17 protein-coding genes are annotated in these 20,336 nt (G+C 62.0%); 9 read left to right on the top strand and 8 right to left on the bottom strand.

Going from position 1 to position 20,336, the window contains the following annotated elements:
* Positions 1 to 891 (bottom strand): LysR substrate-binding domain-containing protein, encoded by an 891-nt coding sequence (locus JO965_RS21860; RefSeq protein WP_246776648.1) that lies wholly within the window; start codon positions 889 to 891, stop codon positions 1 to 3.
* A 146-nt stretch (positions 892 to 1,037) separates the two neighbouring features.
* Between JO965_RS21860 and JO965_RS21855 the strand changes: the two genes are divergently transcribed.
* From JO965_RS21855 to speB, 9 genes are all read left to right on the top strand, one after another.
* A complete protein-coding gene (locus JO965_RS21855; RefSeq protein WP_203444173.1) occupies positions 1,038 to 2,024 on the top strand; it encodes an IS481 family transposase in 987 nt (328 codons plus the stop codon).
* A gap of 127 nt (positions 2,025 to 2,151) precedes the next feature.
* The gene (argH, locus tag JO965_RS21850) at positions 2,152 to 3,558 is read left to right on the top strand and encodes an argininosuccinate lyase (protein ID WP_203441078.1); all 1,407 of its coding nucleotides are present in this window, start codon (positions 2,152 to 2,154) and stop codon (positions 3,556 to 3,558) included.
* A 178-nt stretch (positions 3,559 to 3,736) separates the two neighbouring features.
* Entirely contained in the window at positions 3,737 to 4,534 is a 798-nt protein-coding gene (locus tag JO965_RS21845; RefSeq protein WP_246776647.1) for a transporter substrate-binding domain-containing protein, read from the top strand.
* A 23-nt stretch (positions 4,535 to 4,557) separates the two neighbouring features.
* Positions 4,558 to 5,550 carry an NAD(P)H-quinone oxidoreductase gene (locus JO965_RS21840; RefSeq protein WP_203441077.1) on the top strand — a complete coding sequence of 331 codons (993 nt, stop codon included), beginning with the start codon at positions 4,558 to 4,560 and terminating at the stop codon, positions 5,548 to 5,550.
* Between the two features lie 28 nt (positions 5,551 to 5,578).
* The gene (locus JO965_RS21835; RefSeq protein ID WP_203441076.1) at positions 5,579 to 6,421 is read left to right on the top strand and encodes an amino acid ABC transporter permease; all 843 of its coding nucleotides are present in this window, start codon (positions 5,579 to 5,581) and stop codon (positions 6,419 to 6,421) included.
* Positions 6,422 to 6,434: 13 nt separating this feature from the next.
* On the top strand, positions 6,435 to 7,223 hold the full coding sequence (locus tag JO965_RS21830; protein WP_203441075.1) for an amino acid ABC transporter ATP-binding protein: 789 nt from the start codon (positions 6,435 to 6,437) through the stop codon (positions 7,221 to 7,223).
* Positions 7,224 to 7,319: 96 nt separating this feature from the next.
* Positions 7,320 to 8,102, top strand: a complete 783-nt coding sequence (locus tag JO965_RS21825; RefSeq protein ID WP_371826896.1) for an ABC transporter substrate-binding protein — start codon at positions 7,320 to 7,322, stop codon at positions 8,100 to 8,102.
* Between the two features lie 98 nt (positions 8,103 to 8,200).
* On the top strand, positions 8,201 to 9,601 hold the full coding sequence (locus tag JO965_RS21820) for an MmgE/PrpD family protein (RefSeq protein WP_203441073.1): 1,401 nt from the start codon (positions 8,201 to 8,203) through the stop codon (positions 9,599 to 9,601).
* 24 nt (positions 9,602 to 9,625) lie between these two features.
* Entirely contained in the window at positions 9,626 to 10,681 is a 1,056-nt protein-coding gene (speB, locus tag JO965_RS21815) for an agmatinase (protein ID WP_203444304.1), read from the top strand.
* Between the two features lie 587 nt (positions 10,682 to 11,268).
* Here the strand turns inward: speB and JO965_RS21810 are convergent.
* The 7 genes from JO965_RS21810 to JO965_RS21780 form a co-directional block, all read right to left on the bottom strand.
* Entirely contained in the window at positions 11,269 to 12,564 is a 1,296-nt protein-coding gene (locus JO965_RS21810) for a M20/M25/M40 family metallo-hydrolase (protein WP_203441072.1), read from the bottom strand.
* A 156-nt stretch (positions 12,565 to 12,720) separates the two neighbouring features.
* A complete protein-coding gene (locus tag JO965_RS21805; RefSeq protein WP_203441071.1) occupies positions 12,721 to 14,331 on the bottom strand; it encodes an amidohydrolase in 1,611 nt (536 codons plus the stop codon).
* A gap of 458 nt (positions 14,332 to 14,789) precedes the next feature.
* The gene (locus tag JO965_RS21800; protein ID WP_203441070.1) at positions 14,790 to 15,806 is read right to left on the bottom strand and encodes an LLM class flavin-dependent oxidoreductase; all 1,017 of its coding nucleotides are present in this window, start codon (positions 15,804 to 15,806) and stop codon (positions 14,790 to 14,792) included.
* Between the two features lie 190 nt (positions 15,807 to 15,996).
* Positions 15,997 to 17,031 (bottom strand): low-specificity L-threonine aldolase, encoded by a 1,035-nt coding sequence (ltaE, locus tag JO965_RS21795; RefSeq protein ID WP_246776646.1) that lies wholly within the window; start codon positions 17,029 to 17,031, stop codon positions 15,997 to 15,999.
* A 145-nt stretch (positions 17,032 to 17,176) separates the two neighbouring features.
* Positions 17,177 to 18,259 carry an NAD/NADP octopine/nopaline dehydrogenase family protein gene (locus JO965_RS21790; protein WP_203441069.1) on the bottom strand — a complete coding sequence of 361 codons (1,083 nt, stop codon included), beginning with the start codon at positions 18,257 to 18,259 and terminating at the stop codon, positions 17,177 to 17,179.
* Between the two features lie 62 nt (positions 18,260 to 18,321).
* A complete protein-coding gene (locus JO965_RS21785; RefSeq protein ID WP_203441068.1) occupies positions 18,322 to 19,338 on the bottom strand; it encodes an ABC transporter ATP-binding protein in 1,017 nt (338 codons plus the stop codon).
* On the bottom strand, positions 19,338 to 20,333 hold the full coding sequence (locus JO965_RS21780; RefSeq protein WP_203441067.1) for an ABC transporter ATP-binding protein: 996 nt from the start codon (positions 20,331 to 20,333) through the stop codon (positions 19,338 to 19,340). Before JO965_RS21780 ends, JO965_RS21785 begins: the two co-directional genes overlap by 1 nt.
* Positions 20,334 to 20,336 lie beyond the last annotated feature (3 nt).

The following is a 20,336-nucleotide window of genomic DNA, read 5'->3' as shown; positions in this document are numbered from 1 at the left end:
TCAGGAGGCGATATTTTGGAGGAGTGTCGTCTCCTCCGGAGGCTCCGATTGCCGTGCCTCCTTGAGAAGCCAATCACGCAAAATGACAAGACCTGCGCTGAGCGGTTTGTTCGCAGGCGTCGTCAGCCAATAACAATTCCGGCTCGCATATCCGAGGCCAAGCGGATTGATCAGCTGGCCGCCTGCAAGCTCGTCGGAGATGAGGCTGCGCGGCACAAGGGCGAGGCCCTGGCCACCGATGGCGGCACGAATGACGAGAGAATAATAGCCGAAGCGGGTGATCCGCGCCGGCACAAACTCGTCGATGTGTAATGCCTGGGCAAAATCGCTCCAGCGCAACGGAGTCTGACGGTGCTCGAGCACCGGATAACGACAAAGATCCTCCAGCGAACTGATACCACCGCCTCGGGTAATGAGCTGAGGGGCGCCGACCAGGATCACGTCGCGTCCCAGGACGTAGTCCGCCTTCCAGCCTGGCCATTGTCCGTCACCAAAGCGAAAGACCGCATCCGCTTCTTCCACGATATCGCTCGATGCGAAGGTCGTGAACTCGACCTCGATCTGTGGATGAAGCTCCGCAAACCGCGAGAAGCGGGGCATGAACCATCGATCGCCGAGAATGGGAAGGACGTGAAGGCGGATTGCCGGTTCGGAGCGACGCAAGGTTGCCACGCGGACCGCAGCGGTTTCCATCGCACCGAGCGCGATGCGGGCCTGCTCGATATAGACCATCCCGGCTTCCGTGGGAGACAGCCCCTGACTCGTGCGGTCGAAGAGCGCCACTCCTACAAGCGTCTCGATGTTCTTGAGCTGCTTGCTCACGGCGCTCTGGGTGAGATGGAGCGCGTCCGCCGCGGAGGACACCGTGCCGTGCTGCGCCAGCGCCGCCACAACCCGCAATCCGATCGTACTCGGTAGGTGCGTCCTAGATGTCTGGTGGCGGAACGTTGTTGGGACCAAGTGCGTTGCGCGATTGAGGAGTATGCTTGGCGCTTTGACGGCCTGCGGCGCCGAGCTCCTCATCGCAGGAGGACATGATGCACTCCCTTCATCCGCAAGCCCGCACCACTCCAGCCGTCCGCCAGGAGATTGCCCGCTCATCCGAGCCGACGGGCGTGCTGGCCCAGCGCTTCAGTGTGAGCACCGAGACGGTCCGCAAATGGCGCAAGCGCGGCCCCAAAGACTGTCAGGACCACAGCAGCCGGCCGCACAAGCTGCCCTGGAGGGCCACCGAGGAGGAACGCGCCATCGTCTGCGCCCTGAGGCAGGCCACCGGCTTTCCGCTCGACGATCTGACCTTCGTGGTCACGCATTTCCTGCCGCATCTCAACCGTGATGCGGTCTACCGCATCCTCAAGGCTGAAGGCTTAGGCCGCCTGCCACCGGCGCAGCAGCGCCAGCGCCGGAGCGGCACCTTCAAGGACTACGATCTCGGCTTCGTGCACATGGACATCAAACACCTGCCCAAGCTGAGAACCGCCAATGGCGAGAGCCGCAAACGCTTCCTCTATGTCGCCATCGACCGCTGCTCGCGCTGGGTGCACCTGGCCGTCAAAGACGACGAGCTGGCCATAAGCGCGATTGCCTTCCTCAAAGAAGCGATCCGCGCGTTTCCCTTCAAGGTCACCCACGTGCTCACCGACCGTGGCTCGTGCTTTACCGCTGATGGCTTCGAGGACGCCTGCCACCAGTTGAAGGTGGAGCATCGCAGGACCAAGCCGTATACGCCGCAAACCAACGGTCTCGCCGAGCGCTTCAATGGACGGGTGCAGCGTGAAGTGCTCGGCATCACGATCTACAGCCATGGGGATCTGGAGACGCTGCTCAAGGGCTTCAACCAAGCCTACAACAGAAGACGCCAGCGCGTGCTCAAGGGGCGATCACCGGACGAGGTCGTGCGAAGCCGCTTGGTCGCTGAGCCGAAGCTGGCCAATCGGCGCGCGAAGCCACCCGATCCACACGCTTTGCCTCAAGCCCTCCAGGTCGTCGCTCACGCCAAGGAGGTCTCGCATCCAGACACCTAGACATCGAACTCCGTCGTCCTCTTACGCTACAGAGTTTCTATTCCATTTTGGACTATCGTCGGGGAAATCAATTCAATTGTCCATATGGGAAACGGGTGCAAGCATTCCTCAGTCAAGAGGAATACCAATGACCCAACCCGTTCGACTCTGGGGAGCAAGGTTCCGGACACCTCCCTCCGCCGCCCTGATGCGCCTTTCACGCGCACCCGAGACTTACTTCCGTCTCGTTCCGGAAGATCTCCAATCCTCCATCGCCCATGCACGCGAATTGGTGCGCGCCGGTATCCTGACGCAGGACGAAGGTGACAGGATCAGCGAGACCCTCGCAGTGATCGGTGAGGACTTCGCTCAAGGAAACATCTCGCCGTCCTCCGCCGATGAGGACGTGCATACCTTCCTCGAGCGCGTCCTCGTGGAGCGCCTCGGTCCGCTCGGCGGCAAGCTGCGGGCGGGGCGGTCGCGCAACGATCAGGCCGCCAACGATCTCAAGCTCCATCTGCGCCGTGCGGCGAAGCGGATCGCGAACGATCTGCTTGCGCTTCAGGAGGCGTTGATCGCGCAGGCCAGCGAACACCAGAACACGCTCGCTCCGGGGTTCACGCATCTGCAGCCCGCCCAGCCGGTCACGTTCGCCCATCAGCTCCTGGCTCATGCCCAGGGATTTTCGCGGGATATCGAGCGTTTGCAGGATTGGGACCGTCGCTCGTCCCGTTCGCCGCTCGGTGCCGCGGCGCTGGCAGGTTCCGCCATTGCGCTCCATCCGGAACTCTCGGCCAAGGAACTCGGTTACGAATCGGCCTGCGAGAATTCGATCGATGCAGTCGGGAGCCGCGACCATGTGGCGGAATTCCTGTTCGCCTCCGCAATGATCGGCGTGAACCTCTCGCGTCTGGCTGAGGAAGTGTTCCTCTGGTCGTCGCGCCAGTTTCGTTGGGTTGTTCTCGACGACGGTTATGCGACCGGCTCCTCGATCATGCCGCAAAAAAAGAATGCGGATATCGCGGAGCTAACCCGTGGCCGGGCCGCACGCCTGATCGGCGGTCTCAATGCGATGATGACGGCCCTGAAAGGGCTTCCTTTCGCCTATAACCGCGACCTTTCCGAAGACAAATGGGCCGCCTTCGAGGCCATCGACACCCTTGAAGTGGTTCTGCCGGCCATGTCGGGCATGATCGCGACCATGCGGGTCGATGTCTCCCGTGTCAGGGCCCAGGCGACCGAGGGCTTCACGCTCGCGACGGAGGTCGCCGACTGGCTCGCCCGCAATGGCGTGCCCTTCAGCGAAGCGCATGAGATCACCGGCGCGCTGGTGCGCTACTGCGAGGAGAAGAATATCGAGCTTTCGGATCTGACACCCGCCGATCTCCAGGCCGTCGATCCGCGCTTGGGCGAGGAGATGCTCGGCTGTCTCACGCCGGAGGCTGCCGTCGCCGCGCGCACGGGCTATGGCGGAACTGCGCCGGTACGGGTTGCAGAACAGATCGCACGCCTGAAGGAAACCGTCACTCGCCAGCGTGCCTGGGCCCAAATCTGATCGATGTCTGATCGGATCCGGCGCGGAGGAAGCACGCCGGGCCCGAACTCCCCTTAACAAAAGCAACGAGCCGCGGAGCAACCGCAGCCTTTCGCTAGCCAAAGGGAACCATATGATGACAAGAGGAAATCGGTCCGCTCGGACCTTCTGCCATGCTGCGTTCGGAGCGGCTCTCACAATGCTCGTGCCGGCGGTCGCATCGGCACAGAGCGCCAATCTCCCGGAGAAGGTGAAGGCTGCCGGCGCCATCACGGTCGGCATCGAGTCCACCTATCCGCCCATGGCCTATAAGGATCCGAAGACCAACGAGCGGATCGGCGTGAACATCGATCTGGTCGAAAGCATCGCCAAGGAACTCGGGGTCAAGGTGAAGTGGGAGGAGATGAGCTTCGAGCAGCTCATGACCTCTCTCACCACCGGCCGTATCGATATGATCGGCACCGCAATCAGCGATCTGCCGTCGCGGCGGGAAAAGCTGACTTTCGTCGACTATCTGGTGACCGGTTCACAACCCTTCACCGTTACGTCGAAGAAAGACAGCATCAAGACTGAAGCCGACCTGTGCGGAAAGACCGTGGGTGCGCCGCGCACGACGAACTATTTCCCGGTCCTGCAGGCCTGGAGCGAGAAGAACTGCGTCGCTGCCGGCAAACCTGCCGCGAGCGTCAACGGCACGGCCGGCGCCACGGCGACGCGCCTCGACCTCAAGCAGGGACGCCTCGATGCGGCGGTTCTGGGCCCTGAATATGTCGCCTATCTCATGGCGGACGAACCGAATACCTATGTCCTGGCGGGCGAGCCTCTGACCAAGACGCTCTTCGGTTTCGCATTCAACAAGAACGACGCCGCCTTGCGGGACGCCGTCGCTGCAGCCCTGACGGCGACGATCAAGAGCGGAGCCTACAAGCAGGCGCTGCAGAAGTTCGGCCTTGAACGCCAGGCCGTGACCGACGTGAAGATCGACGCCGGCACCTGAGCCGGCTTGCTTCGGAGACCGTCATGCGTGCTGTCGTTCTGCCTCATATCGGTGGACCAGAGGCCTTGGTTCTGGTCGAAGTCCCCGATCCGCACCCTTCCTCAGGTGAGGTCGTCATCGACGTTCACGCGACCGCGCTGAACTTCGCCGATCTCCTGCAGCGGAAGGGAGCCTACGGAACACCGGCGACGCTGCCGGGCATCCTCGGCATCGAATGTTCCGGGACGATCCTCGCCCTCGGATCTGACGTCGAGGGCTGGAACGTGGGAGATGAGGTCTGCGCGTTGGTTTCCAGTGGCACCTATGCCGAGAGGGTGGCGGTTCCCGCCACCCAACTCCTTCGACGCCCGCGCAATGTCGATCTCATCTCGGCGGCGGCACTGCCCGAGGCGGCGTGCACCGTGTGGTCCAATCTCGTCGATATCGCGGCGCTCCGCGCAGGCGACGTTCTTCTTGTCCATGGCGGCGCGGGCGGCATCGGCACCTTCGCTATCCAGGCGGCCCGCGCGATCGGCGCGCGCGTCTTTGCCACTGCGGGCGGTGACGAGAAGATGCAACGTTGCGTCGAATTCGGAGCCGAGCGCGCCATTTCCTACCGTGACGAGGATTTCGTGGCTGCCGTCAAGAACGCAACCGGGCAGCGCGGCGCCGACATCATCCTCGACAATATGGGCGCAGCCTACCTCGTCCGTAACATCGAAGCGCTTGCGCCCGATGGTCGGATCGCAATGATCGGCCTGCAGAGCGGACGCGATGTGGAAATCCCGCTGGGCCGCATGATGGCCAAGCGCGCTTCTCTCTTCACCACGTCTCTCAGAGATCGGGCGCTCGACGCCAAGGCCCGGATCGTCGAGGGAGTGCGGCGGGATTTGTGGCCCCATGTGGAACGCGGGGCGATCACGCCGGTGGTTGACCGAATCTTCCCCTTGGCCGAGATGGCCGAGGCGCACCGCTACATGGAGAGCGGCAGCCATGTTGGAAAAATCGTTGTGAGCGTAAAAGATTGGCAGGCATGAAGAAGAACAGCGAAGAAAGAACAGGCCCATGACCGATACAGTCTATCAAGTCAGTCACCTCACGCTCGTCCCGCGCCGCCACTACGGGCGGATGCTCGCCGCCGCATTGGTGATCGCCGCGCTTGCCGTCATCGTCCATGCCTTTGCGGTCGGGCAGATCGAATGGAGGTTCGTCGGTGAGTTCCTGACGGTGCCGGCCATCATGAGCGGACTCGTCAACACCATCGTGATGGCCATCCTCGCCATGGTTCTGGGCATCGTCCTCGGGATTGTCTTTGCCATCATGCGCCTGTCCGAGAACCCGGTCCTCTCGACGACGGCTTTGGGCTATGTCTGGTTCTTCCGTGCCATCCCCGCGCTGCTGCAATTGCTGATCTGGTTCAACCTGGCGCTGGTTTTCCCGACCATCGGAATTCCTGGCCTGTTCTCGGTGAAAACCGTCGAAGTCATGACACCTTTCGTGGCAGCGCTTCTCGGGCTCGGCATTCAGCAGGGGGCCTTTACGGCGGAAGTCGTCCGCGCTGGCCTGCTCTCGGTCGACCGGGGGCAATACGAGGCGGCGCAGACCATCGGCATGACGCGGTTGCAGATGCTGCGCCGGATCATCATGCCGCAGGCGATGCGCGTGATCGTCCCGCCGGTCGGCAACGAGTTCATCGGCATGGTCAAGCTCACGTCCCTCGCGAGCGTCATTCAGTACGCCGAAATCCTCCATAGCGCGCAGAACATCTACTACGCCAACTCGCGCGTCATCGAACTCCTGATCGTGGCGGCGATCTGGTACCTCGTCGTGGTCACGATCTTGAGCCTGATTCAGGGGCGAATCGAAAAGTATTTCTCCAAGGGCGTGGCCGCCGGCAATGCGAAGTGAAGAGGAGCGGGATATGGACGTTCAGAATCTTTCTCCTGATGCCCCGCTCGTCGTCGCGGCCGATGTCCGCAAGCATTTCGGCCCGCTGGAGGTCCTGAAGGGCATCAACGTCAAAGTGCAGAAGGGCGAGGTGCTGTGCATCATCGGACCGTCGGGCTCGGGCAAGAGCACCTTCCTGCGGTGCATCAACCAGCTCGAGCGCATCGATGGTGGTGCCATCTGGGTGGGCGGTGAGCTGGTCGGCTTCCGGCGCGAAGGCAACAACCTCCACCAACTCGACGATGCGCAGATCGCCCGGCAGCGACGATCCATCGGCATGGTCTTTCAGCGCTTCAATCTCTTTCCGCATCTCACGGTCACCGAGAACATCATCGAAGGCCCCGTGCAGGTGCTGAAGGAGAACCGGAACGAGGCGAGGGACCGCGCCCACGCATTGCTGGACCGTGTCGGCCTCATCGATAAGCGCGACGTCTATCCGGCACATCTCTCCGGCGGCCAGCAGCAGCGCGTCGCAATCGCCCGAGCGCTCGCCATGCGTCCTCAACTGCTACTGTTCGACGAGCCGACTTCGGCGCTGGATCCGGAGCTCGTCGGCGAAGTCCTGAATGTGATGCGGGACCTGGCGCAGACCGGAATGACGATGATCATCGTGACGCACGAATTGGGCTTCGCCCGCGAGGTAAGCCACCGGACGGCGTTCATGGATCAGGGGCAGCTCGTGGAGATCGGGGACTCGCGTTCCATCCTCGCAAGCCCGCAACAGGCGCGCACCCGGGAGTTCATCTCGGCCGTGCATAAATGAGATTGTCAGCAACCACAAAAGTGAAGGGAACCTACAATGACACCAAGAACCATCCTCTGCTCCGTCATCGCTCTCATCGCAGCCGGCGGCGTCGCAATGGCGCAGGAACTGCCGGAGCGGATCGCATCCAAGAAGACCATCATCGTGGCTAATGTGCCGAACTACCCGCCGCTTGAGTTCAAGGACCCGAAGACCAACACGCTCACCGGCCTCGATATCGACCTCGGCAATGCGCTCGCAAAGAAACTCGGCGTCGAGATCAAATGGGAAGAGATCAGCTTCGAGCAGATGGTGAGCGCCCTGACCACGGGCCGCGCCGACATGATCCTGTCGGGCATGAGCGATCTGCCTACTCGCCGGGATACGCTCGACTTCGTCGATTACCTGGAATCCGGTGCACAGTTCTATACGACGGCCGACCGCAAGGATGAGTACAAGACCCCGGCTGATCTGTGCGGCAAGACCGTCGGCGCGAGCCGCCGCACCTCGTTCCCCAAGGAGATGGAGACCTGGAGCAAGACCGCCTGTGAGGCGGCCGGAAAACCGGCTCTGAAGATCGTCGGCACGGAGGGTTCGGCGGATGCGCGCACGCAGCTTCGCCAGAAGCGTCTAGACGCTGCCGTGCAGGGCTCCGAGACGCTGCCCTATCTGATGGGCCTCGAGCCGAATACCTATGCGATCATCGGAGAGCCCTTCACCTCTGTCCATCAGGGCATGGGCTTCGCCAAGAAGGATACTCAGCTTCGCGATGCGGTCGCCAAGGCCTTCGCCGAGATGATCAAGGACGGCACTTACGCGGAAGTGCTCAAGAAGTGGGAACTGTCCTCCGCCAAAGTCGACGGCGTCATGATCAACGGTGAAGCCGCTCCGGCAAAATAACATCTGTCGTGGCGCCGGTTCCTCACGGGACTGGCGTCACGTTCGCTGATAATCGCCCGCTTGTCGGCCTCACAGGATCAGCAGGATCGCCAAAGCTCATGAGCACGCATGCCGGGACGTCGCGCGCGGCCACGCTCGCCCAGTTCGTTACCACGACCGCTGCATCGGATCTTCCGCTCGCCATTCGAACGAAGGCGGCGCGTCACACCCTCGATACGCTCGCATGCGGGATCGCAGGCGCCGCTTCGCAGGAAGCACAGGCGGCGCTCGATCTGATCCGGGCTACCGAACCACAGGGGACAGTTCCTGTCTGGGGAACGAGCGAGGCTCTGTCGGTTCGCTCCGCAACCCTCGTCAACGGCATTGCCTGTCATGCCTTCGAGCTGGATGATACCGGCGGATGCGATCATTCGGGCGCTGTCGTTCTTCCCGCCGCATTGGCGGCGCTCAGCCTTGCGGGGCGTCCGGTCCGCGGCGAGGAGTTCCTGCACGCGATTGTTCTCGGATACGAGATTGCGCGTCGTGTCCTGGAAGCCTGCGGAGGATATGCGCCACACAATGAGGCCGGTTGGCACTCCACGGCCACCTGCGGCACCTTCGGCGCAGCGGTCGCCGCGGCACGCATTCTTCAGCTTGACACCACAGGCGTGATGCATGCCCTCGGGCATGCGGCGAGCTTCAGTGGCGGCCTCTGGGCCTTCATTCACGACGGCAGCCAGACCAAGCGGATCCATGCGGGGAGGGCTGCCGAAGGCGGGCTGTTCGCGGCGCTTCTGGCACGTGCCGGCGTTACTGGCCCCTCCCGGATCTTCGAGGACGTTTGGGGCGGCTTTCTGGCGACCTTCGCATCCGCTTCGGCCCAACCGGACGCATTGACGGTCGGGCTCGGGGAACGCTGGCGCCTGGAACGGGTATCGCTGAAACCTTACGCCTCCTGCCGCGGTACGCATTCGTCGATCGACGCGTTGGGAATGCTCCTTGAACGCAATGGCTTGACGGCGGACGATGTCGAGCGGATCGACGTGCGGCTCAGTCCCTTCCTCTTCGAGATGTGTGGTGGCCAGGATGTCGTCACACTGCCGTTTGCGCAGATGAGCCTGCCCTACGCCCTTGCGGCGCGCCTTGTCCTGGGACATGCCGGTCTGACGGCCTATGCGGCGAGCGAGCGGCAGAATCCGTCGCTTCTGGCCGTCATGAATCGGGTCAACCAGATCGTCGATCCCACCATTGAGGCCAATGACGAACCCTTTGTGCAGGTGGTGGCGCGTGATGGCCGTACGGACGAAACACGGGTGCCGATGGCGCTCGGCTCTCCGGCGAATCCGGTCACGGACGAGGCCTATTTCGCGAAGATCCGCAGCCTTGCTGCCATGGCTCTCGATGATACTCGCACCCAGCGCTTGATCGACGGCGTGCTTGGCCTGTGGGAGCAGGACGATGTCCGGTGGCTGGAGGACGCAGTGCGCTCCGATCAAACGCGCCCGAAGATCTTTCGATGATGTTCCTAACGACTGGAGAAGACGATCGTGGACCAGAACAAGCTCGAAGCTCTACGGGCCCGCTACCAAGGAGCAACCGGCGGCGACATTGATGATGCGGATTTCCGCAAGGCAGCAAGCCTTCAATTCTCGGAAAGTGACCGGCGCAAATGGCCGTTCGCCGATCCGGCGACCTTCCTGGACGCGCCTTTTCGCCCAGATGTCGTTGAACTGCCCGATTTCGGTGGGCTCGACGTAGCGCTCATCGGCGTGCCGATGGATCTCGGCGTCACAAACCGGGCAGGCGCTCGCCTCGGGCCCCGCGCGGTGCGCGCCATCGAGCGCATCGGGCCCTATGAACATGTTCTGCGAATGACGCCTATGGCGGATGCAAAGGTAGCCGATATCGGCGATGTGCCGTTCCGCAGTCGTTTCAGTCTCGAGTCTTGTCACGCCGATATCGAGGACTTCTTCAGGAGAGTTGTCAGCGCTGGAGTCCTTCCGCTCGCGGTCGGGGGCGATCATTCAATCACCCGAGCCATCCTTGCTGCTGTCGGCAGGGATCGACCCGTGGGCATGATTCACATTGACGCCCATTGCGACACCGGCGGCATCTATGAGAACTCCAAGTTTCATCATGGCGGACCGTTTCGTCAGGCCGTTCTGGAGGGCACCTTGGACCCAGACCGCGTGATCCAGATCGGCATTCGCGGTGGTGCGGAGTATCTGTGGGAGTTCTCCTATGTGTCCGGCATGACGGTGATTCATGCCGAGGAGGTCCCAAGGATGGGAGTTGCCGCTGTTGTTGAAAAGGCACGGGCTGTCGTCGGCGACGGGCCGATCTATGTGTCCTTTGACATTGACAGTCTGGATCCGGGGTTCGCCCCGGGGACAGGCACACCGGAGGTCGGCGGCCTCCAGCCACGCGAGGTTCTGGAGATTCTGCGCGGCCTCGTCGGCATCGACATCATAGGGGGTGATGTCGTGGAGGTCGCGCCTCAATATGATTCGACGAGCAATACGGCACAAGCTGGTGCACAGGTACTCTTCGAACTGCTTTGCCTCGCCTCCAGCAATCTGGCTCGCCGCCGCAAAATCTGAGAACTTCACTTCAGAAGGCGGTGGACAATACCGATGCATGCATTCTGCGAGCACGGCTATGTCCGTAACGCAGCCCTTTTATGAGGCATGCTGCATTGCAAATAAGCGCCATGCAGCCGATATCACCCTTGGCTGATTTAAACGCGGCACCGCTTTCTTCCTCCCGGCGTTGCCGGGTCGGCCGTTCCCTCTGGAAGGTTTTGACTTTTGTCGGACCTCTACTTTAGCCGGGCTTCGAGCCCGGCTTTTTTCTTTTCAGGGGGCTTAGCGCATCGAATGCCCGCTCACTCAGGGAGTGCCAGATATTCCGAGACGTCGGCGAACTTCGCTGCCTGATCCTGAGCCAGCCTTCGTTGTTCAAGTTGAAGTGAGTGTTTCCGTTGCAGTCCGTCTTGGCTGTTGAAGAAGAGCCGTATGGGATGCGCGCACTTTCTATGGCTCCAAGACTAAGAACGGTGACGGGGAATAGCCCTACCGATGATATCCGGCGCATTTACCTGGACCTTTGGCTGTCGGCCGCCACCTGCCTTCGCTTCTCTATCGACGCAATGGGCTGGACCGGGTGCATGCACCCGGTCCATTGATCCTTACTGCGCTCCTGCAACGGCCAGCATCGTGGTGAGAACTGTCCTCTTCACGGCGTGGTTGCTCTCCGGTTCCGTGTCGATCCACTCATCGAGGGAGTGAGAGCGCTCGGACTTGCCGACACGCGGGATCGTCAGTGCCGGGATATTCAGGCTCATCGGCATGTTGGAGTCGGTCGAGCCGCACTCGTAGGTTGGCTTGCTGCCATTCGCCAGGAAGGCTGCCGTCGTCAGTTGCACCAGATCCGTCTTCTCGTCCGTGCGTCCCGCAGGCCGATCACCCACGAGCTTGATGTCGGCCGAGATCGTTCCCTCCTTGGTGGACCGACCGAAGTTCTCCGTCTCCAGGGACTGGTTCACGATCGCGAGGAAGCGCTTCTCGAGGCGGTCCAGCTCCTTGGCGTCCTCGGAGCGCATGTCGAACTCCATCCAGACCTCGTTCGGGATCGCGTTCACCGAGGTTCCGCCTTGCGTGACGCTCGCCGAATAGGTGGTCTTCGGCTTGGTCGGGGTCTGGACCTTGTAGAGTTCGACGACTGTCTGGGCCATGGCGGTCATGGGGTTGACGAGGCCGAAGGCGCCGAAGCTGTGTCCGCCAGGCCCCTTATAGGTCACGCGGTAACGCTTCGAGCCGACGCCACAGTTCGTGATCCGGGTCGTCCCGCCGCCATCGAGGGAGAAGAAGTACTTGGCTTGGTCCTTGTACTTGCCCTTCGTGAAGAAGTACCGCACGCCGCGCAGGTCGCCCAGGCCTTCCTCGCCGACGTCACCCAGGAACACGATGTCGCTTTTCGTCTTGATTCCGGCGGCATCCATCGCGCGCACGATGCTGAGCAGGGTGGCGAGGCCGCTGCTGTCGTCGCCAACGCCCGGGGCCGCAAGGCGGGTTCCCTCACGTTTGACCTTCACGTCCGTCCCCTCTGGAAAGACGGTGTCAAGATGGGCGGAGACGACGACCAATGGCCCGCCCCCGGTGCCTTTCCGGACGCCCATGGCGTTGCCTTCCTGGTCGATCTCGACATCGCTCAGGCCATGGGCCTTGAGCATCTCCGCATAGGCCTTGGCGCGGGCCTCCTCCTTGAAGGGCGGGGCGGGAATTTCCGTCAGCTTGATCACCTCGCCGACCCAGCGGTCGTGATCTTTTTGGAGCGCATCGACGGCCGTCTTGAAGAATTGGCTGTCCATGATGCGCTTGACAGTCTCGGTGTGGGCTGGCGCAACCTCCTGCGCGAGGACGGGACCGGCCGACAACGTTCCGACGGTCAGCGCAGACAGGATTGCTCTCGACACTATATGCATAAAACTTCCTCCCTCATGACTTCATCTCGGCTCACTCGTGCGAAGGAGCCTTCTTCAGCCAGATATGTCCGGGTGAGATAGCGACGGCGGTCTCCGGAGATCGCCGTCGATTGCGTCCTTGGCCCTCGCGAAGGGGCTTCGGCGCGATTGCGAGCTTCAGTTCTTCGGCTTTTCGAGAACCGGGAACTTGATGCCCAACTGATCGAGATACGTCGCGTACTTGGACGGGTCGTAATAGTACTTCTTCATCTCGGGGCGGTACTGCGCCATGATGTCGGCGTTGATCTGCACCTGAGGTTTGTCCTCGGCCGAGATCATTGGCACATACTTCTGGTTCTTCTGCTGATCCTTGGTGAAGTATTCCTTGGCCTGCCCCAGCAGCTCCGGCTTCGACAGCAGGTCGATGGTTGTCATCGCGATCACCTTCGCTCCCGCAACGATGCCCTTGTGCGCAATCGGTGTCGCCATCGACATCGCGTTCGACCAGTGATGCCCTGGCAGGTTGGGAATGTTCGACGGATAGTTCAGCGTGATCGTCGGCACCGTCCAGGAGATGTCACCGATGTCGTCAGAGCCACCGCTTTCGGGCTTCTCCACGGGTGGCTCGAGCTTCTTCAATTGGGTGGCGAGGCCTTCCTCCTTGCCCTTGACCGTACGCTGCACGGCCTTGGCGAAGACCTGTTCGTCCTCGGTCCATTGCGGCAGCCCGACCTGCTGGATGTTGGCGTAGGCGGCTTCCGCGATCGGCTTGTTGAAGTGGCGGGGCGCTGCCGTGCCGATGATTTTTCGGGTGACGGTGGTGTCCGTCATCTTCGCTGCGGCCTCCGAGATGGTGTTGGCGATCTCGAAGTTCTTGCGGATGTTCTCGAAATCCTGCTCGCGGATGAAGTACCAGACGCTGGCGACCGACGGCACGACATTGGGCTGATCGCCGCCGTCCGGGATGACATAGTGGGAGCGCTGCTCGGGCCGGAGGTGCTCGCGGCGCATGTTCCAGCCGATGTTCATGACTTCAACGCCATCGAGCGCGCTGCGTCCCCGCCAGGGAGCTGAGGCCGAGTGGGCAGACTCGCCACTGAACGTGTACTCGACCGATACCAGACCTGTGCCCGTTGGCTGTCCCCAGGTGGTCTGGAGATTGTTGCCGACATGGGTGAAGAGAACGGCGTCGACACCATTGAACACGCCGTCGCGGACCATGTAGGCCTTGCCGCCGAGAAGCTCCTCGGCCACGCCCGGCCAGAGCATGATGGTGCCGGGGATCTTCTCCCGTTCCATGATCTCCTTCAGGGCAAGCGCCGCGACCACATTGAGCGCCTGGCCGGAGTTGTGTCCCTCGCCGTGTCCCGGCGCACCTTCGATCATGGGGTCGCGATACGCGACGCCTGGCTTCTGGGAAGCCTTCGGGATGCAGTCGATGTCGCTGCCGAGCGCGATCACGGGACCGCCCGAGCCCCACTTGGCGACCCATCCTGTCGGCAGTCCGGCGACATTCCTCTGAATGGTGAAGCCGTTCTTCTCGAGGATATCCGTGATGTACTTCGAGGTCTCGAACTCCTGGAAGGCGAGCTCGCCGAAGCTGAAGATCGAGTCGTTCATCTCCTGGGCGAGCTTGGCGCGGGCTTCGACGCCTTCAATGGCGCTCTTCTTCAGCTCCGCGATCCGCTCGACCAGGGCGGAACTCGGCGCGCTGGTCTGAGCGAGGACGGGTGCAGTGGTCGTGAGCAGGGACGCGAGTAGCAGACTGGGCAGCAGACCGTTTTTCATAAGATCCTCCCGGGTCTTCCGATTGGCGCCGCCAAATCAAGCGGCGCAAACATCATCCGATCAGATTAGGAGCGTCTAAGCTTCACCGTAGGGCACAACCCAGCCATAAAGCAGTGACATGGCTCGCCATGGAACTTTTCCTGACTTCACGAAATCAAGGAGCGTTTGGCAAAGCGCGTCAGAGATATGAGGCGGCCGATGGTGGGTTTGGAACCTGCATTGGAAGGGCGGCTCCTGGCATTCCTTAGACGTCAGCGCTTGGTCCGCTTCTGCACCTAAGAGCCGATATTCGGTGATCTGCCGAATGTGAACGTTTGGCCCCACAGCCGACATTTCGGCTTTCATGCAGCAGGCTTGGCACTCGCACATCTTGCCTCGCAGAGGTATTCGTTCGCTCCAAAGGCACGAACGTTTCTATTGGGCTGTAACCTCTTATGGGCGAGCGACTGTCCGGATCGTCATCGCCAGCCCAGCGCTGGAGCGACATGCTTCAGAATGGCCTCGATGACATGAGCGTTGTAATCGACGCCGAGCTGATTCGGCACGGTCAGGAGCAGCGTATCGGCCTCGGCAATCGCCTCGTCGGCCTTCAGGTCTTCCACGAGCCTGTCCGGCTCCGCGGCGTAGGAGCGGCCGAAGATCGCGCGCATGTTGTCGATGATGCCGATCTGGTCGCTGTCCTTGCCATGCCCGAAATAGGCGCGGTCGCGGTCATCCACGAGTGCGAAGATAGAGCGTGAGACAGAGACGCGGGGCTCGCGGGCGTGCCCCACCTCCTTCCACGCTTCCCTGTAGCGGCGGATCTGCTTGGCCTGCTGGACATGGAAGGGCTCGCCCGTCTCGTCCTCCTTCAGGGTCGAACTCTGGAGGTTCATGCCCCGCTGTGCGGCCCACACCGCCGTTGCATTGGAGGCGGATCCCCACCAGATGCGCTCGCGCAGGCTCTCCGCATGCGGCTCTAGGCGCAGCAAGCCGGGCGGGTTGGGAAACATCGGGCGTGGGTTCGGCTGGGCAAAGCCCTCGCCCTTGAGGACGTTGAGAAGTACTTCCGTGTGACGGCGAGCCATGTCTGCGTCGCTTTGGCCCTCTTCGGGCACGTAGCCGAAATAGCGCCATCCGTCGATCACCTGCTCAGGCGAGCCGCGGCTGATGCCGAGCTGGAGACGCCCGCCACTGATCAGATCGGCCGCGCCAGCATCCTCGGCCATATAGAGAGGATTCTCGTAGCGCATGTCGATGACGGCAGTACCGATCTCGATCCGGCTCGTCTTCGCGCCGATCGCCGCGAGCAGCGGGAAGGGCGAAGCGAGCTGGCGCGCGAAGTGATGAACGCGGAAGTAAGCGCCGTCAGCGCCGAGTTCCTCGGCCGCCACAGCCAGGTCGATGGATTGGAGGAGGGCATCGCCGGCCGAGCGCGTCTGTGACTGTGGCGAGGGTGACCAGTGCCCAAACGAGAGAAAGCCGATCTTCTTCATGAGCCAGTCCTGTGCAAATGCCTTCAATCGATTCGACACGATATCAGGCAGATTGTCCGTTGAAGGAGGACAAACCAAGCAACGAGATTGCTATGGATCTCAGTTCCACGCTAGCTCATGCCGTCCTGGTCTGAAAAGCGTCCGTCACAGTGAGGCTTCCAAATCAGAGTGATCAGTCACGGACCTTGCATTAATGGGCCCTATACGGGCCAGATGTTCCCATCGCCTGAGCCATTGCTTCTGCCCCGTCGGATCGTCCGTTTCCTTGAAGCCGAAAGTAACCCTTGATCGTGCTAACGACCCTATGCAGTTGGTCCGCTCCTACATCCAGATGTGTTACGAAACGGGTGGTCCGGCCGACCGCAGCAAGGATTCCGTTGTCGCGTAGATAGTCCTGCAACGGATTGCAGTGTTCGGCGGGAACTTCGGCAAAGACCATGTTGGTCGCGACCGCTTTCACGCGGATCTCGTCAACTCCATCGAGCCCCGCCGCCAGGATCTGCGCATTGGCGTGATCTTCACTTAAACGGCTGACGTGGTGTTCGAGGGCATATAGACAGGCGGCAGCGAGATAGCCACTTTGGCGCATACCTCCACCCAACACCTTCCGCCACCGCCGGGCAATATCCATCAAGTCCTTGCTGCCAACGAGCACTGAGCCAATCGGCGCGCCCAGCCCCTTGGAGAAGCAGAGCGAGACCGAATCGTAGGGTGCACAAATGTCAGCAATCGAGCGACCACTCGCAACGCCAGCGTTCCATGCTCGAGCTCCGTCGAGATGAAACCCGATGCCGAGATCCCGCACTAACCGTGCGGCCTCCTGCACATAGGCTTCAGGCAGAACTTTGCCGCCGATCGTGTTTTCGAGGGCAAGTAGCTGGGTTCGGGCGAAGTGTGAATCGTCGGGTTTGACTGCAGCACGGATCTTCTCAAGCGGCAGCGTGCCATCGAGCGCATTTTCGATAGGTTGAGGCTGAATGCTGCCCAGAACGGCTGCGCCCCCGCCCTCATACCGGTATGTGTGGGCGTCCTGTCCGACGATGTATTCGTCACCGCGCTGACAATGGGCCATCAGAGCAGCGAGATTGCTCTGTGTCCCGGATGGAAAGAAGACCGCCGCCTCCTTGCCTGCCTGCTCCGCTGCCACCTGCTGTAGCTTGCTAACAGTGGGATCATCGCCCCAGACATCATCCCCGACCAGCGCGGCACTCATCGCCTCGAGCATGCCGCGCGTCGGACGTGTCACCGTATCGCTCCGCAAATCGATCGGGGCATTGGGCGTCGTTTCGATAGGCATCGTCATCAACCCTTCAATGTCTCTTCGTCTTAAATGCCATGGATACGGTGCAAGGGCAGGAGGCCTCTTCGCCTCATGTGGCGCCTGTCCACCCCTCACGTGCAAGACGCTGGAGCTCGGATTTCGACAGGTTCTCCAGACCAAGCTCTGGCAGGAGATTGTTCTCCTTCCGGAAGTCACGGCCGTAAAGGGCCGAGAAAACGTTCAAGCCAGCCTCGTGAAGCGTGGCGGGCGTATTGGTCAATTTGCCAAGCAGCACTGTCGGCAGAAGACCGAAGGGCGCATCCTCCGTCACATAGCGGGTATCGAGAGTGGTGGGGCCCATGGGGCCGCCGCCTCGCTCCGCCAGGACCTGGGCCATTTCACCGACCGGCCCCATAGGGACTCCGTAGGAGAAATGATAGTGCTCGCGAACCGTCCGTACCGATAGGTCGAAGCTGTGGGCAATGTTCAGACGTTCCTCGTCAAGGGCCTCGAAGAGGCGTCCCACGGCCGTCGTCACGTTCTGGTGCTGACCCCAGGTCTCGCCTCGCTCCATGCGCGTCAGGTTGCACAGCGCGATGCCCATATGATTCTGCGGATTCAGGTTGCTCAGCGCAATGGCGAGCAGATCGTCCTTTTCATTGAAGCGATCACCGAACAGCGCGCGGCACATGGCCAGCCCCCGCTCACTGGCCGAGAGAGGCAGAGTCGCCATATCGACCTTGCTTCGCACTGTGGAAACATGAACCTCGGTTCCACTCTTCTGTCGCCCTGTGGTGACCGTCGTTCCCCACGCCACGATGGGTGCCTTCGTCCCCAGCTCGGCGAGCTTCTTGGACAGGTAGAGCGCTCCGAACGATGCGTGAGAGCTGATGATCACAACCTGCTCGCCTGTCACATGGGGTGCGATGGCGTCCATGACCGTACGATGGCCATAGGCAGGAAGCGCGATCAGGACTGCATCGGCGCCGGAGACCAACTCCGAAGCCGAGGAGGCCACCTTCGGGCGATAGGTGCCGGAAACCGCACCGGTCGCTGTCAGGGCCTGCCCGGCGGCCAGCTCCGCCGTCCGTTGCCCCGATGGTGACCAGAGGATCGGGGCATGGCCGTTCTCACTGACAAAGGCTGCAGCGGCAAAGGCGATGCCTCCCGCGCCGGCAATGGCGACACGCATTGTATTCTCCATGTGAAATTGGCAGGCCAGCGGCCGCGAGAAGCTGTCGAAGGTCGAGGTTTTTAGCTCGCTGCAGCGACGGTTCGCAGGTTCGGCCAGCTTTCGGGGTGATAGCAGGCCGCCAGTCGGCCGGAGCCATGCTCTTCGAGCGCGGGAATTTCGGTCAGACACGGACCGGCAGCCCGAGGGCAGCGGGGATGGAACGTGCAACCCGGGGGTGGATTGGCAGGCGAGGGGACCTCTCCCATGATTTTGGTCAGGGTAAGGCGTGCCGTCGGGTCCGGCACTGGCGAACTGTCGCGCAAGAGCTTCGTGTAAGGGTGCAAAGGTGTATCAAGCACTTCGGCCGTCTTACCCTGCTCCACGATGCGCCCGAGATACATGACACAGACGCGGTCGCAGAAATGTCGGACGACGCCAAGGTCGTGCGAGACGAAGAGGAAGGAGAGGCCGCGCCGCTCGCGCAGGCTATCGAGCAGGCGAAGGATCTGCGCCTGAACGGAAACGTCGAGTGCCGAAACCGGCTCGTCGGCGACGATGAGTTCCGGATCGAGCACGAGTGCACGCGCGATGCCGATGCGCTGCCGCTGGCCGCCGGAAAACTCGTGCGGGTAGCGGTCGATGGCCTCCTTCGGCAAGCCGACCTCGGCGATCGCCATCTCCGCCCTCTCGGAGATCTCCCGGCCTGAACCGAGCCGATGCACGCTCAGTGGCTCTTCGAGTGCCTGGCGGATGGTGCGGCGCGGATTGAGCGACGAGTAGGGATCCTGAAAGACAATTTGCATGCGCCGCCGGAGCTGGCGCAGGGCGCTCCCCTTGGCTGCTCTAACGTCAATTCCGTCGAAGATTACCGATCCCGCATCCGGCTCGATCAGGCGAAGGAGTGAGCGCGCAACGGTCGATTTCCCGCAGCCGGACTCACCGACCAGCCCGACGGATGTTCCCTTCGGAATGGTGAACGATACGTCGTTGACGGCCCGGACAACCTTCCGCTCGGGGCCGAAAAGCCCGCCGCCAATTGTAAAGTGCTTCGCGAGGTTTCGGACCTCGAGATTCCCGTTCCCAGTTCCCACGGTCATCAGCCTCTTCCTTTCGCAAGGCGAACGGGACAACGAACGAGGTGTCCGGTATCGTCCAAGGGCATAAGCTCCGGCCGCTTCTCCTCGCAGCTCGGCTGCCTGTAAGGGCAGCGTGGCGCATAAGCGCAGCCGCCCGGCATGGCGCTGACGGCCGGCACGCCGCCAGGGATCGGCTCAAGATTGTCGGTCGCCCGGTCCGCGCGCGGCATGGCGCGCAGGAGCGCAGATGTGTAGGGGTGAGTAGGCTGTGCGAACAACGCGTCGACGGTGGCAAGCTCTACGACCTCACCCGCATACATCACTGCAACGCGGTCCGCGATCTGCGCCACCACGCCGAGATTGTGCGTGATGAACAGGACGGACATGCCGTAGGTCTCTTTCAACTCGTCGAGCTGCATCAGCACTTGCGCCTGAATGGTCACGTCGAGGGCCGTGGTCGGCTCGTCGGCCAAGAGCACCTTGGGGCGGCAGGCGAGTGCCATGGCGATCATCACGCGCTGGCGCATGCCGCCCGAGAACTGGTGCGGATAGTCATGCAGGCGGCTCTCCGCCGAAGGAATCTTCACCTCCTTCAAAAGACGAAGCGCCTCCGCCATGGCCTCGGATCGCGACACCTTCCGATGAATCGTGATGGCTTCGGCGATCTGTTCTCCGACAGTCATCGTCGGGTTCAACGATGTCATAGGCTCCTGAAAGATCATTGCGATCGAGTTGCCGCGGATGTTGCTCATCTCGCGCTCGGAGAGCTGGACGAGGTCCCGTCCGTCGAACTGAATCTCGCCTGCGCCGATCCGGGCACCGGCCTGCGGCAGGAGCCGTAGGATCGATAGAGCGGTGACGCTCTTGCCGCTTCCCGACTCACCGACTATGGCAAGCGTTTCGTTCTTCGCGACCGAGAGCGACAGATCCCGGACGGCGGGGTACCAGCGACCACCGATGCGGAACTCGGTGCGCAGGCCGCGGATCTCGAGGGCTGTTTCTTGAGTGTGCGTCATGGC

It is taken from the genome of Microvirga sp. VF16, from assembly GCF_016864375.1.
Lineage (GTDB): Bacteria > Pseudomonadota > Alphaproteobacteria > Rhizobiales > Beijerinckiaceae > Microvirga.
The sequence above is the reverse complement of the archived record's forward strand: the minus strand, read 5'-3'. Positions and strand labels throughout refer to the sequence as shown.